The sequence below is a fragment of the Leclercia sp. UBA2479 genome, assembly GCF_002341985.1.
GTDB lineage: Bacteria > Pseudomonadota > Gammaproteobacteria > Enterobacterales > Enterobacteriaceae > Enterobacter > Enterobacter pneumoniae.
On the sequence record NZ_DDPB01000009.1, the window covers coordinates 183,360 to 198,336 of the forward strand.

The window sequence follows — 14,977 nt, forward strand, 5'->3', positions numbered from 1 at the left end:
CGGAAAAATCTACTCTGCCAAATGGTTATTCAAATCAGGGACAATATTATGGACGTCACATCATGTTCAACAGCAATTCAGGGATAACCCGTATCTACCCAATCGACCAGTCTATTACTCACTCAATAATGTTTATCGTGGTAGTAGGCCAATTTGTTTTTTCAGTTTCGAAAGTATCTGGGTCAAAAGCCAACAATTCATTTCTTTCGAAATGCATCAATACCCTACCACCAAAAGTGATTTCTTTAGACTCTTTGTTAGGCCAGTAAACATTAAAGGCTTTCGTATTTAAGTGATTATAAACTTTGAATATTTGAGGTGCCCCCCCGATGTATGGTTTTTGTCGATCAAAGATGAATTCTTTTAAAACTTCAAATGGCTCCATATGTATACCGATATCTTCAATTCTGTTCCTTTCTCTTAAAAGAGCATAAACTCTTTCATTAGCCAGATTGGCATCATCTCCTATAAATGCAAAGTATTTATTTCCACCACCTTTTTTTCTGTGAGTAGATGCACTTCGAAACTTGAATGCATTTTCTCTATTATCAAAATATACAGTCCAAATTTTGAAGGATTGAGTTTTCCATGAATACCCAGCTAATATGAACTTCACTTCGGCAGGATCGGGTAATTTTTGCCCACGTGGAAGATCTGTGATTTGCTTCCACATCTCATTGAATAAAGACAATAAATACCCACGAAGAATGGTTAAATCGAAAGCTCTTGATCTCATTTTGGGATGCATTTGAACTGCAGATTGTAGTTGCAACATCAGAGGGTACGCATTGTTTGTATCTCCAGCAAAAGCTATAACTGAATCTCCTCGGCCTAAGTCTAAGACTTTTGGACCAATGTCCCACGCTCTACCACCACTAAGGCGTGAGTCACTAGAAACATACAGTTCTTTGGTATTATTATTATGTCTAACCCAAGCTGCGACTAATGTCATATCTTTCCTTATTAAGTTTATCTATTGGTCTTTAATGATTAATCTTAGCATCCTACTAAATTAACTTCTAAAGTTGACAACAATCCAAACATTATCCTAATTAAGAATCAACAAAGGCCAGCCCATCTTTTAATTGGTAAAAACAGGCTGGCAAGAGTGTATAGTTTTGGAACACCTATTTAGCGCAGAACACTAGATACAAAATAATTATGTCTTGAAATATTAAAAGGCACCATGAATCTCTTCGCGTAAATTTTTGATTTCATCCAGTTGTGCCCGCAGCGCATTAGCGCTATCGGATTTACCTTCAACCTGTGAGCGTATTTCATGCAGAGCCTCATCGATATTCGTGATAGGCAGATCAAAGCCCATTTCAAGCACCTTCTTGAGCTGAGTATCCATACTCTCACGCACGGTTTCGCTGTATTCTTTAAAGTTTTTGCGAATGTCCCGCTTAATTTGAACAATCTTTTTTGCATGCTCAGACTGTTGATAGTCATCATAAATCTGCATACCCACCCCAAAAATCGCCATGGCGGGACCCAGAAATTTTGCGCCCTTCCCTATTTTTTCCGCTATTTTTACCGCCTCCCAAGCTTTGAACTTGTAGCCAAAGAAGCCCCCAATTTCTTTAATAGCACTGTGCAGGCTGCTACCAGAAATGGATTTCAGCCCCGTTTTAGAGGCATCACCTATAGCGCTTTTTGCCAGGAAGGAAAACCCTTTCTCTGCAGACTTCACCATACCCTGATTAATTGCACTATTAAGCTTGAAGGGATCGTCGTTTGAGACGCTGCCGACTTTCCCTTGTTCGGCTTCGGGGTTGAAATTTTTTGCAGTCAATAGTGCTTCATTGATCTTCGCGCTGGCAGGGGTATTCGCCAATTCGACTAACTCAGCCTCCAGATCTGACAGACACTCGTCTACAGTGTCCCGCAGCGCTTCCAAAGTCGAATTAATTAGTCGCTCACATTTGTAAATCGCGCTGTCCTGCATCTTTTCGAATGCTTCCTGTTCTCCACCTAAAGCATCGGCCAGTTGGTTGCCTTGCTCAACGATCTGACTATTCAGCGTGTCCAGATTCACTCCGACTTTTTTAATCAGATCACGCCTGTTAGCCATAAATACGCGCTTGTTTTGAGTGAGTAAGCTCACCAAGCCTTTTTGCAGCGGGTCAGAAATAGTCAGCTCATCTATTTTTGATTCCAGCCTGACTTGAAGCTGCTGGAGAGGCGTTGTCAGCCTGGCGTACAGACCACGTTGCGCCACAAAACTATCAATGGCTTTGGTGAGCCCTTCCGCGTTGGAAAGCTCCAACAGCTCTTGACGCTCTTGCTCATCGTCCTCATCCAACGCGTCGAAGAATGACTGCGCGTCAGTAAAAACGATGGGAAAGTCCTCAGGAATTTTGGGCTCAAGCACCTGCGTGATACCCGAAATCTTAGTCTCTTTATCGGCCGAGTCGCTTTCAAACTTATTGATGACGATCATTATCTCCCCGGCGCGTCCTTGCTTAAAGCACAGGTCCCGGAAGGCCGCGCCAACGACATCATCAAACAGTTCATTGGTAATGACATAGACCAGAAGATCTGCTTTCGATATCGCCTCAAGCGCTTTGGCATCATGTTGTTCGCATTCACCCGCAAGTATCCCAGGCGTATCCCAGATGTTTAACGACTTATGCTGATATTGAGTAACCGCATCTGTAGTAACACCGGACCCAGTTTTGATATTCTCGATACCCGTCAGCATTTTAATGAGAGAGGACTTGCCAGCACTATACTGTCCGGCAAAAACAAGATTTAACGGCGCTAAATTAATATCAAAATTTGCTTCCGATGCATTGACGTTACCGGCGCACCATAACTCATGAGAACGTTGGTAAAGGCTTTCCACCTTTTCTTTGAGCGTGTTGTAACCAATTTCGGTCATGACTCTTCCTTAAACAGTGATGAGGTCTATTTCACAGGAACAAAGCGCAGCCACCATTTTTATGCGGCGGTGGTCTTTCCCAATAATTTTACTTATATTTTTTTTCTGAACGAATACGGAAACATTATTATCTCCGGTCAGTTCGACCCTATCTACGAGCCCTTTATAAAGATGTGATATTTTTTTATCTAGGCTTGTGTTATACACTGCAAGTATCTTTTCTCTCATGGATTTACTCATAGCTATAAGAAGGTCAGTGTTTCGGAAATAATCTGAAATAAGAAAATAACATGCATAGCCAGGAATGCGCACCACCTTGATCGGCCTCGGCAGGACAAAATGTTGCTTAGTGATGATATGAGCCACTCTGTTCAGTAGCCTAAAGTTAATCTCGTGCTTCAAGGTACAGAGTTGACTGTCGGCAACATCCATTTCACTTATAAACTTACTCAGTGCTTGACAAAGAAGAGACAGGTTGTTTTCCGCCGGGATAATGCAGGCCCGATGGATATTCATTTCGAACCAATCGACTAGATTAGCCTTTATTTTTTTCTTACTTCCCTCGATATCATCAAGCAAAACCTGACGCTGTTTAGACTTAGCCTCTTTAAGTTTTTTAGCACGACTATCTGAGAATAACGAGAATATGGTGAATACTAAACCAATACCAGCCGCCACCCAACCGACAGGATTCCAGGCATTAAAGAATGCAATAGCACTTATAGCCCCGGCTATCGCCGAACCCCAGCCATTTATTCGCCTGAAGTCGAACTCGCTGAAGTTCTTCCCATTGTGGATAACTTCAAAAGACAGAGTAATATCAAGTCCCTCATTCATTTCACGATTGAAATCCTGAAGTTCCTCCATCACCTGCTCAGCCAAATCCTGCACCGATTTCTCAATATTTTTAACAATATTTAAACTTTTATAATGACGATCCCAGGCGCCTGCCGCATTGTCACTCTCAATATTGTCATCAACAAAATCAGCCACAGAGTCAATGAGAGGTTTAAAAGCCAGATCGACCTCCCTTGAGAGGAACCGTGGTGCATCGCGAAGCGTCTTCATCTTCCATTGGGAAATACGTGTGAGGCCGCTTTCATACTGTGGCAAAAGCATGGAAAGTTGATCCCTTTGTCTTAGAATCAGTAAACTCTGCTCCTCAATATGGTGAAGGCTTGAATCTAGAAACGTCTGGACTCTACGGATCGGGCCATTGCCTTCGACTTCTTCAATGAGCGCATTAAGAATGTGATCGATTCGGCTCAGCTCATGCAATTGAGTACCTTCTTCACCCGTGATAGTCGTTGCCAGGAAGGCAGCTTGGGCATGAATGGGGATGATTCGAACCGCGCCGGGATTAATGCCTACACGGCCAGCGAGTTTTTTTAAGCGCTCAGTATGCCCTTGAATATCTTCTTCTTTGAAAATATATTTTTCCGGATTATTCAGCGCCCGTCGCCGATTTCCCTCATTCTCCAGATCTTTTTTCATGTTCAACACGAAGATCAAGGGTTTGTTGAGCTTATGAACATGTTCGAGCTCAACAAAAGTTGATTCCTGAATACTGTCGCTATTCAGCATGAACAGCACGACGTCTGACTGTTCAAGGATCTCGTGGGCAACCTGCGTGTCCTCCAGGCCGTTATAGGCTCCGAAGCCAGGAGTGTCGACTATCCTTAAGTTGTTCCATTCGTACTCTTGAACGTCGCGTGTTGTTCTTTGTGCTCCTTTACCAATGGTCCGACCATCTCCTCGGGTAATCGCCTCGCGAACCGTACTTTTACCCGCCATTGTGCGACCAAAAAGCATGACGTTAAAGCAATCAAGACTTCTTAGCTGCTTTGCAAGATTGGCGTTTCGTTTCGAGAGTAGCTTTCCATAATCCCTCTCAAGGTTATGCAGCATGTCGGTAAGACCATCAACAACCATCTTATCTTTGGAAAGCGTTCGGCTACCATGTTCAATCACGCGTTGCAATTCTTTACTCAACCCATCGATAATGGCATCGCATTGTTCGAAGTGGCGCTGAACAGTCGTGTACTCTTCTTTGGCGATCCGTCTACAGGTCTCGAGCGACGCCAGGTAGTTATTTTGATCCGTCATTGCTAACTCCGTTTTATCCCTCGGTTTCGGATTTAACTCCCACTGACCAATAATTTAATTTTATTCAAAATTTCAATAGGATAATCAAAATTATTGATGATACCAGTTGAGAGAAGATAAGCTCATTTTATATTAATAATATTCATTAGAAATAGCGGATGTTTTATTAAACATATGGCTTTCCGTATTACATGATACTAATTTTATTTACTTATTCCTTAACGTTGACACCTGAAGCGCCAGGGTGATTAATTTTTTTTTGAAGCCCCCCTCACCAATACTATTTCGCTTGATTCTTTGTGTGTTGTTAGATTGGTTTATTAATAATTATAGTCGCGTTTTATTGCCCTATCACCGTTTGCATAGAATATTGTTATAACTTGGATGCAATGAAAGTTTCATTTTTTAGAAATGATTGCTACCAGGGTTGAGCTTAAACTCAACGGGAAAACTAGTCAGCAGTGACAACGCTACCGCTTTCAGAATTAGTTATTCTGAATAAGTCTTAGTGCATCTAGATGTTACAGAAACTAAACATTTTTTCAAGAAGGCAATCAGAAAACCCCTAAACATGGTGTGTGTGATTCTACGGCGAACATAGCTAATGTTCCATGCACTGAACAAGCGTATGCTGCCAGAACATGCTCATAGGAAATGAATACCCTGTTAGTTCATGAAGTCATTTAGCTTACCCCAAGAAAAATATCATTTAAATCAATGATATACACAATTAATTTCTAATGAACAGAGCTCTCACTCAACATAAGTTAAATTGGATAATTACGTATTCAGCTTTAGATTCCCTGACCTCTGTTCTCCAATTAACTGGCCTCATCCCCGTCCTCTTCATGCGTTTGCTCGTTCATCCCCAATAAGAAAACTAAGCCATCAGCGAATTTTTACGCAGTGCTGTATTTATATACAGTGCACGGTATTTGCCACATTATTCCCCTTCCCTTTCTCACCCATGAATGCAGACGCAGCTTCGCTACACTACACTTCAACACGGCATGTTATCGCCATCCGATTGCCTGTTCACCAGCGCAACATTCATCCCGACTTTTATTCATTTCGCGAGAGGTCAATCATGTCATTTGTGACGACAAAAGATAATGTCAGTATCTTCTTCAAAGACTGGGGTCCTAAAGATGCACAGCCCATCTTTTTCCATCACGGTTGGCCACTCAGCGCCGATGACTGGGATAATCAAATGCTCTTCTTTTTATCCGAAGGCTTTCGCGTGATCGCGTCCGACCGTCGTGGCCATGGGCGTTCCAGTCAGGTCAGCGACGGGCATGATATGGATCACTATGCAGCGGATGTCTCGGCGGTGGTTGAACATCTGGATCTGCACAATGTGGTGCATGTCGGCCACTCCACCGGTGGCGGCCAGGTGGCGCGCTATGTCGCACAATATGGGCAGCCGCAGGGGCGTGTCGCAAAGGCCGTGCTGATCAGTGCGGTTCCGCCTCTTATGGTGCAAACGCCAGATAATCCGGGCGGGACACCGCTGGAGGTCTTCGATGGTTTCCGGCAAGGGCTGGCAGCCAACCGGGCGCAGTTTTACCTGGATGTCGCATCGGGTCCGTTCTACGGATTTAACCGCGACGGCGCCGACATCTCGCAGGGCACCATTCAGAACTGGTGGCGTCAGGGAATGATGGGCAGCGCAAAAGCGCACTATGAAGGCATTAAAGCGTTTTCAGAAACCGATCAGACCGAAGATCTGAAGGCGATAACCGTACCCACTCTCATTCTTCAGGGTGATGACGATCAGGTGGTCCCCTATAAAAACGCCAGCCTGCTTCAGGAGAAACTTGTCTCTGACAGCACGCTGAAAGTTTATCCTGGCTATCCGCACGGTATGCACACCACTCATGCGGAGAGCATCAATCAGGATCTTCTCGCCTTTATACGGGGCTGATCGCCCTGCCCTTTAATGAGCAATGCCGCATGCGCTAAGGCGTATGCGGCATATTTCATGGGTAACTTAACCCGGCAGCGAGGCTTTCAGGCGACGCACCGCTTCCTGCAGGTTTTCATCGGTCACGCTGACATAAGACATGCGTAAGGTACTGTGGTCCGGTTCATTACAGTAGAAGAACTCGCCCGGCACGTACACCACGCCGTTGTTGAGGGTCGTTTTCAGCCATTCCGTGGTATTCATCTCGTATTTGAATTTCGCCCATAAGAACATCCCGCCCATGGGTTTATGGAAGGTCAGATGATCGCCCAGCTCGCGTTCAACCAGCTGGCACAGCGTCTCGCATTTATGCTTATAGGCTTTGCGGATCAGCGCAATTTGCCCTGGCAGACGACCACTTTCCAGATAATGATAAGTGAGGGATTGGGACAAGGTACTGGTATGCAGATCCGTCGCCTGTTTCAGGTTCACCACCTGCCGTTTAATCCAGGCCGGCACCACCAGCCAACCCACCCGTGCGCCAGGCGCGAGGATTTTTGAGAAGGTAGAGGTATAGATAACGTTATCGCTGTTATCCATCTCTTCAGCCCAGGCTTTCAGAGGCTTGAAAGTGTTATCGGTAAAGTTAATCTCGCAGTAGGGATCGTCTTCAATAATCACAAAATCATAGCGTTTAGACAGTGCCACCAGCTGTTTACGGCGATGCTCAGCCAGCGTCACCCCGCCCGGGTTGCCAAAGGTGGGAACGATATAGACGGCTTTGATTTGGGTGGTTTTCACCAGCGCTTCCAGCTCGTCGATAATCATCCCGTCGCCGTCGGTTCCAACAGACATCAGGTTTGCTTCGGCCAGCTGCATAACCTGCAGTGCCGCCAGGTATGTCGGGCGTTCTACCACTACGATATCACCCGGATCGATCAGAGCACGCGCCAGTAGATCCAGTGACTGCTGAGAGCCAGAGGTCACCACCACATCATCGATATCGCAGTGAATGGCGCGCTCCCCCAGCAACTGGCAAATGGCGCCGCGCAATTCCGGGCTCCCTTCGCTCAGACCATACTGGAAGGCCTCTTTCCAGGCGCTGGAGAGCACCTTCTCCATGGCCATCTCTAATCCTTCGCGATCGAACAGTTCCGGATTAGGAATGCCGCCGCCGAGAGAGATGACCCCTTCCATTTTGCTGTGCTTCAATAACTCACGGATTGCCGATGACTGAAGATTCTGGACCTTTTTTGCTATTTTGTTCTGCGACATCTTCCCTTACCCATTTATTAATGTATCTCAGACTTATTATCACATGCGCAACAATTTGATAACCGTTTAATGGCCCAAATCGATATGTCCCGCCATATTATCCCTCCCAGATCTACATTTCAGGCATGGAATGGCGTTTTCGGACGCGTAAAAATAGCCAATCTGATGGCGTAAATTGTTCTTTAATCTCCTAAGTACGCGCGCTAAGCTCCGCTCACACTCAGTATATTAAGAAACACTATCATGAAACTAGAGCAGTTCAGCGGTCTGTTAACCACGTTAACGCATGACTTCACCAAAACGCTGCCAGGGGAGCTGTTGCTGACGACCGAAGGCGATATCACCACCTTTTATGCCCCCTTTGACTACATTAATACCCAGGCAAAAATCGTCTTGTGCGGCATTACGCCAGGTTTACAACAGGCCAGCCGGGCGCTGGAAGAGGCGCAGCGCCATTTACGGATGGGAGCCACCGTCGAGCAGGCGAGAAAAGCGGCAAAAGAGACGGGCAGCTTCGCCGGTCCAATGCGCAGTAATCTTACCGCTATGCTGGATCATATTGGTCTGCCCGATATTCTGAAAATTGAGCGCTGCGCCCAGCTATTCGGAACGCACAGCCACCTGGTTCATTACACGTCAGCGCTGCGCTACCCGGTGTTTATCAAAGGGAAAAATTACAGCGGTTCGCCTGGCATGTTGCAGCGCGCCAGTATGCGTCAGCAAATTGAAACCCATCTGGCTGAGGAGATTGCGCTGCTGGGGCCTGAATGTCTGTACGTTCCTCTTGGCCCTAAAGTGACGGAAGTGTTTCTGCATTTGCAAGCACGCGGGCTGCTCAAACCGGAGCAACTGCTTGACGGCCTGCCTCACCCGTCCGGGGCGAACGCCGAGCGCATCAGTTACTTCCTCGGTAAGAAAGCGCGCGCTACGCTATCAGCCAAAACCAATGCCGATACGATTGATAATGCCAAAGCCAGACTGCTGGCGAAGATGGCTACCCTGCAAAATCGTTAACGGTTTAGATGACAAAAGCCAGCAAACCATGAGCCTGCTGGCTTTGTGTAGAGTCCTTAACTCGCTGACCAGCGCGTCCCCTGCATATCTATCACAAACCGGTAGCGTACATCGCCTTTCAGCATGCGACTAAACGCCTGTTCGACTTCGTTACCGGTAATCAACTCGATATCGGCGGTAATGTTGTGAGTGCCGCAAAAATCGAGCATCTCCTGAGTCTCTTTAATACTGCCAATCGATGAGCCGCTGATGCTCAGGCGTCGGAAAACCATTGGCGTGATATCCGGAGAGAGATGCGGACTGTCCGGAATGCCCACCAGCACCAGTCTTCCGTTAGTTTTCAGCGTTGCGAGCAAGGGATTCAGATCGTGTGGGGCCGCTACGCAATCAATAATGATATCGAGCGAGCTCTGCACCTCGGCCATTTGCGCCGCATCGCGGGATACCACCACCCGCTTCGCACCCAGCCTTGTCGCATCCGCCCCCTTTTCCGGGGAGGTGGTGAAGAGCGTGACCTCCGCGCCCAGCGCGCTGGCCAGTTTCACCGCCATATGCCCCAGCCCGCCGAGACCAACCACCCCTACGCGATCGCCCGCCTTCACATTGAAGTGGCGCAGCGGAGACCAGACGGTTACGCCGGCGCAGAGCAGCGGCGCGACCCCTGCCAGATGAAGGTTCTGCGGCACTTTGACCACGAAATGCTGATCGACAATCACATTCTGGGCATAGCCGCCCCAGGTGCTCTCACCGGTCACCTTGTCGATACCGTTATAAGTTGCGGTGAAGCCAGCCTCGCAGTATTGCTCCTCCTGCTGTTGGCAGAAATGGCACTCGCGGCAGGAGTCAACCATTACGCCTACGCCGACAATGTCTCCCGGACGCAAGCGATCCACATTGCTGCCGGTCGCCACCACGCGGCCAACAATTTCGTGACCCGGAACCAGCGGATATCGGCTCACACCCCACTCGTTACGCGCCATATGCAGGTCGGAGTGGCAGACGCCGCAGTAGAGGATTTCAATATTGACGTCCTGCTTTTGCAGGGGACGCAGGGTAATGTTCCCGGAGACCAGGGGTTGTGTCGCCTCATGGGCAACTAACGCTTTAACTTTCATGCCACCTCGCAATGCACTGGCTTTTCTCAATCGAAGGCGGCAGACTTTACGTAAATAGGTTCACAATTGATAGTAGTTACCATTTGGTGACCATAAATGAGGAGCACGCCATGCCCGCCTGGGTAGACGGAAAACTGTTTTTTTACGCCGATTCACCGCCGCGCCGGTTAATGGATCTCTTCTCGGTCAAATGGAGCACCATGGTGCTGCACGCCCTCTACCACTGGCCGGACGATCGCGCCCGCACGGGCGAGCTGCAGCGCAGTCTGCAGGGGATCTCAAAAAAGATGCTTTTTCAGACGCTTAAAGAGCTGGAGCAGCGCGGACTCATTAGCCGACACGTCTATGACGTTATCCCGCCCAAAGTGGATTATCGCCTTACCCCGCTGGGCCGAACCTTTGCCGAACCTATAGAGCAGATGTATCAGTGGGGGCTGGATAACCAGGCGGCGCTGGATCAGATGCAGGCATGCTATCAGGCTGCGATAAACACGCAGAAAACCGGCGGATAATGATGTAACCTTTCTTAGCGATAAATGACAACAAACGGACACAGCATGTCAGCACAAATTTCGAAAGATCCTCTGCACGGCGTTACCCTCGAGATGCAAATTAACGCTCTGGTGGCGCGCTACGGTTGGGAAAAGCTGGGTCAGCTTATCAAGATTAATTGTTTCAACAGCGACCCGAGCGTGAAATCCAGCCTGAAATTTTTACGCCGCACACCGTGGGCGCGTGCAGAGGTTGAAGCCCTGTATCTCGATAGCCTCGACGAACCCGCACCGGAATCCGCGCCGGCGCCCACCGCCAGCCCCTGGTCCAATAATCGCCATACAAAGAGCTGACACGCCATGATGCGAGACGTTACACGGTCGGGCATGCTGCTCGTCTGCGCCCTTTTGTTAGCCAGCTGTGCCTCTGAGCCGCCAAAATCGTTGGTCACCCCGCTGCCGCCAGTAGCCAAACAGCCGGTACCAGACCAACGCCAGCAGGATAATCAGCCGATGCGTGGCGTCTGGCTGGCCACGGTCTCTCGTCTCGACTGGCCGCCGGTAAACTCGGTAAATGTCAGCAGCCCCGCGCTGCGCATTCGACTGCAGCAGCAGGCATTAATCACCAAGCTGGACAACCTCAAAAGCCTCGGCATCAACACCGTCTTCTTCCAGGTCAAACCGGACGGCACCGCCCTGTGGCCATCTCAAATTCTGCCGTGGTCAGATATGCTGACGGGCACCATTGGCCAGGATCCGGGCTATGATCCCCTGAAGTTTATGATCGAGGAAGCGCACAAGCGCGGAATCAAAGTGCATGCGTGGTTCAACCCGTATCGGGTTACCACCAATACGAAACCGGGCACGATTACGGCGTTGAGCCGGACCTTGCCGCAAAATCCGGCCAGCGTGTATGTGCTGCATCCTGACTGGGTTCGCACCTCCGGCGACCGCCTGGTGCTCGACCCCGGCATACCCGCAGCGCGGGACTGGATCACCAGCATCGTGGCCGAAGTGGTGGAACGCTATCCGGTAGACGGCGTGCAATTCGATGACTACTTCTATACTGAAACCAAAAGCTCCACCCTCAACGATACACAAACCTGGCAGCAATATGGCCAGGCCTTCGCCTCGAAAGCTGACTGGCGCCGCGATAACACCCAGCAACTGATTGCGCAGGTGTCGCGTACCATTAAGCAGATCAACCCTAACGTGATGTTCGGCGTCAGCCCTGCCGGGGTGTGGCGTAACCGTTCGCACGATCCCGCCGGGTCAGATACGCGCGGAGCCGCCGCGTATGATGAATCTTTTGCCGATACGCGGCGCTGGGTGCAGCAAGGGCTGCTGGATTACATCGCCCCGCAGATCTACTGGCCATTTTCCCGCGATGCCGCGCGTTATGACGTGCTGGCAAAATGGTGGGCCGAGGTAGTTAAACCGACCAAAACCCGGCTCTATATCGGCGTGGCGCTCTATAAAGTGGGCGAACCGTCGCGTAACGAGCCCGACTGGACGGTCAACGGCGGCGTACCGGAGCTGCGTAAACAGCTTGATCTGAACGACACGATGCCGGGCATCAGCGGCACGATCCTCTTTCGCGAAAACAACCTCAATCAACCGCAGGCCCAGCAGGCCGTCAGCTATTTACGCAGCCGCTGGGGCAGTTAGCCCTTCGGTTGTCCAGTTCTCATAACCCTCTGTCCAGGGCGCTAAAGCAGCGCCCTTTTCTCCTGCGCACAATGGAATGAAAACCACAGGAGATGATCATGCTGAGTCACCCACAACAGAAATATCGCCCCTTCCCGCCTCTTAATCTGCCCGATCGCCGCTGGCCATCACAGCAGATCACCCAGGCCCCGCGCTGGCTCTCTACGGATCTGCGCGACGGTAACCAGGCACTCGCTGAGCCCATGGACAGCGAGCGCAAACGCCAGTTCTGGCAATTACTGCTGGCCTGCGGCTTCAAAGAGATTGAGGTGGCTTTCCCTTCAGCGTCGCAAACTGACTTCAACTTCGTTCGTGAGCTGATTGAAGAGGATCTGATTCCGGACGATGTCACCATTCAGGTGTTAACCCAGGCGCGGAAAGATTTGATTCTGCGCACCTTCGACTCTCTGCGCGGGGTGAAACGGGCCACGGTGCATCTTTATAACGCCACTGCCCCGCTGTTTCGTGAGCTGGTCTTCGGCCTGGAGAAAGCGGACATCATCGCCCTTGCTACTCGCTCAACCCGCCAGATCCGCCAATTGTGTGAACAGCACCCGGAAACGCACTGGCAATATGAATACTCGCCTGAGACCTTCTGCTTCACCGAGCCGGAGTTTGCGCTGGAGATTTGTGAAGCGGTGGCGGATATCTGGCAACCATCGTCCGACCGCCCGATGATCATCAATCTGCCGGCGACGGTTGAAGTGAGCACCCCGAATGTCTACGCCGATCAGATTGAATTTTTCTGCCGCCATTTTTCCCGGCGCCAGGATGTCTGCATTAGCGTACATCCGCATAACGACCGGGGAACCGGCGTCGCCTGCGCCGAGCTGGCGGTTATGGCGGGAGCCGATCGCGTGGAAGGTTGCCTGTTTGGCAACGGCGAACGCACCGGCAATGTCTGCCTGGTGACCCTGGCGATGAATCTCTATAGCCAGGGTATCCCACCAGGGTTGCGCTTTGATGATATGAAACAGGTGGTTGAGGTCGTAGAGCGATGCAACCAGTTGCCGGTGCATCCTCGCCATCCGTGGGCCGGTAGCCTGGCTTATACGGCGTTTTCCGGTTCGCATCAGGATGCGATCAAAAAAGGCTTCGATGCGCGTAAGCCCGGTGAGCCCTGGGCAATGCCCTACCTGCCGGTCGATCCCCAGGATATTGGCTGCAGCTATGAAGCGGTGATCCGTGTGAACAGCCAGTCCGGGAAAAGCGGCAGCGCCTGGCTAATTGAGCAGAATCACGGTCTGAAGCTCCCGCGCGCATTGCAGCAGGATTTTAGCCAGCACGTACAGCGTGAAACCGACGCCCATGGCCGGGAGATGACGCTCAACGCCCTCTGGCAACTGTTCCGTACCCGTTACCGGCTGGTGCCGCAGCCCCCGCTGGCGCTGAAGGAGTATAAAAGCGAAAGCCAGCAGAATGGTCAGTTAAAGCTGAATGCTACGCTGCAGGTGGCCGGCGAGCAGCGCAAAATTGAAGGATATGGCAACGGCCTGCTCTCTGCCGCAGCCCAGGCTGTCTCGGGGCTCATCAGGCAGCCGGTGGTGATTAAGGATTACCACGAGCACACCCTGGGGGAACGCAGTGACAGCCGCTCAGTAGCCTATATCCGCTGTCTGTTTGCCGATGGCAGCAGCCGCTGGGGCGTGGGGATTGATAGCGACATCTCCCGCGCGTCGCTGCAGGCGTTCTTCAATGCAGCGCAGCTGGACGATTAACCATCCTGAAAATAGTCGCTGGGTGATATTCCCATCACCCGGCGGAACATGGTCGTAAAGGCGCTGTGGCTGCCATACCCCAGCTCCAGCGCGACGGTCAGTACCGCCTGCCCCTGCGCCAGCCGTATCAATGCCTCCATCAGTTTCGCCCGCCGCACCCACTCTCCCCAGGTGAGCTGGGTTTGCTGCTGGAAATGGCGGTTCAGGGTACGTTTACTCATGTTCACCTGTTTTGCTGCCCGGCTGCTGCTCCAGTCTTCTGCAGGCGACTCGCGCATACACGCGCAGAGCTGGCGCAACACCTCACTGGTCGGTTCGGCCAGACCAAAAGGCAGCACCGACATGCCGCGTATTTCATCGAGAATAAGTTCATAAATGCGCTCGTCCCGGCTGCCGGGTGCGTACGCTTCCGCCAGATCGAGCGAGGCCACAATCAACTCCCGCAGCAACGCCGTAACCTGCACAATCTGACAGCTGGCGGGGAAATCTGCCCGCGCCAGCGGATCGATAAACAGCGTTCTCGCCGCCACCTGTCCGGTGATCCGCAGCGAATGCCGCGTGCCGGCCGGTAGCCAGACCCCCCGCCCAGGCGGCACCACCCAACTGCCGAGCGGTGTGTCTACCCGCACCACCCCGCTCAGAATATGCAGCAGCTGGGCGCACTCATGCTCATGCCAGGGCTCACTCTCTCCGTGGGCGTAGTCATGGGCAAAAGGCACCAGCGGCCGGTGGGTAAACGAAAAGGTTAAGCGGGTGGTCATGGG

At 50.6% G+C, this 14,977-nt stretch carries 12 protein-coding genes; 6 read left to right on the plus strand and 6 right to left on the minus strand.

What is annotated here, in order from left to right:
- Window positions 1-118 precede the first annotated feature (118 nt).
- The 3 genes from B3B59_RS10600 to B3B59_RS10610 all read right to left on the minus strand — a co-directional run bounded on the left by B3B59_RS10600 (window position 119) and on the right by B3B59_RS10610 (window position 4,990).
- Window positions 119-952 carry a hypothetical protein gene (locus tag B3B59_RS10600; protein WP_142900985.1) on the minus strand — a complete coding sequence of 278 codons (834 nt, stop codon included), beginning with the start codon at window positions 950-952 and terminating at the stop codon, window positions 119-121.
- A gap of 222 nt (window positions 953-1,174) precedes the next feature.
- Complete coding sequence (locus B3B59_RS10605) at window positions 1,175-2,884, minus strand: GTPase domain-containing protein (protein WP_286808950.1); 1,710 nt, start codon at window positions 2,882-2,884, stop codon at window positions 1,175-1,177.
- A 9-nt stretch (window positions 2,885-2,893) separates the two neighbouring features.
- On the minus strand, window positions 2,894-4,990 hold the full coding sequence (locus B3B59_RS10610) for a GTPase (protein ID WP_286808951.1): 2,097 nt from the start codon (window positions 4,988-4,990) through the stop codon (window positions 2,894-2,896).
- Window positions 4,991-6,077: 1,087 nt separating this feature from the next.
- Between B3B59_RS10610 and B3B59_RS10615 the strand changes: the two genes are divergently transcribed.
- Entirely contained in the window at window positions 6,078-6,914 is an 837-nt protein-coding gene (locus B3B59_RS10615) for an alpha/beta fold hydrolase (RefSeq protein WP_040075692.1), read from the plus strand.
- Between the two features lie 66 nt (window positions 6,915-6,980).
- Here B3B59_RS10615 and B3B59_RS10620 read toward each other — a convergent pair whose 3' ends face one another.
- Window positions 6,981-8,168 (minus strand): PLP-dependent aminotransferase family protein, encoded by a 1,188-nt coding sequence (locus B3B59_RS10620; RefSeq protein WP_040075691.1) that lies wholly within the window; start codon window positions 8,166-8,168, stop codon window positions 6,981-6,983.
- Between the two features lie 243 nt (window positions 8,169-8,411).
- Here B3B59_RS10620 and B3B59_RS10625 point away from each other — a divergent pair, with 243 nt between their 5' ends.
- Window positions 8,412-9,182: a hypothetical protein gene (locus B3B59_RS10625; RefSeq protein WP_286808952.1), complete on the plus strand. Its 771-nt coding sequence runs from the start codon at window positions 8,412-8,414 to the stop codon at window positions 9,180-9,182.
- Window positions 9,183-9,238: 56 nt separating this feature from the next.
- Here B3B59_RS10625 and B3B59_RS10630 read toward each other — a convergent pair whose 3' ends face one another.
- Entirely contained in the window at window positions 9,239-10,297 is a 1,059-nt protein-coding gene (locus tag B3B59_RS10630; protein ID WP_286808953.1) for an NAD(P)-dependent alcohol dehydrogenase, read from the minus strand.
- 110 nt (window positions 10,298-10,407) lie between these two features.
- Between B3B59_RS10630 and B3B59_RS10635 the strand changes: the two genes are divergently transcribed.
- From B3B59_RS10635 to leuA, 4 genes are all read left to right on the plus strand, one after another.
- Window positions 10,408-10,809: a winged helix-turn-helix transcriptional regulator gene (locus tag B3B59_RS10635; protein ID WP_046885457.1), complete on the plus strand. Its 402-nt coding sequence runs from the start codon at window positions 10,408-10,410 to the stop codon at window positions 10,807-10,809.
- Between the two features lie 45 nt (window positions 10,810-10,854).
- Window positions 10,855-11,142 (plus strand): VF530 family DNA-binding protein, encoded by a 288-nt coding sequence (locus B3B59_RS10640; protein WP_207291728.1) that lies wholly within the window; start codon window positions 10,855-10,857, stop codon window positions 11,140-11,142.
- A gap of 6 nt (window positions 11,143-11,148) precedes the next feature.
- Window positions 11,149-12,456 carry a glycoside hydrolase family 10 protein gene (locus tag B3B59_RS10645; protein ID WP_286808954.1) on the plus strand — a complete coding sequence of 436 codons (1,308 nt, stop codon included), beginning with the start codon at window positions 11,149-11,151 and terminating at the stop codon, window positions 12,454-12,456.
- Window positions 12,457-12,554: 98 nt separating this feature from the next.
- Window positions 12,555-14,213: a 2-isopropylmalate synthase gene (leuA, locus tag B3B59_RS10650; RefSeq protein WP_286808955.1), complete on the plus strand. Its 1,659-nt coding sequence runs from the start codon at window positions 12,555-12,557 to the stop codon at window positions 14,211-14,213.
- On the opposite strand, the gene B3B59_RS10655 is transcribed toward leuA, so the two are convergent.
- On the minus strand, window positions 14,210-14,974 hold the full coding sequence (locus tag B3B59_RS10655) for an AraC family transcriptional regulator (RefSeq protein ID WP_286808956.1): 765 nt from the start codon (window positions 14,972-14,974) through the stop codon (window positions 14,210-14,212). The two genes, leuA and B3B59_RS10655, sit on opposite strands and share 4 nt — an antisense overlap.
- Window positions 14,975-14,977: the final 3 nt, after the last annotated feature.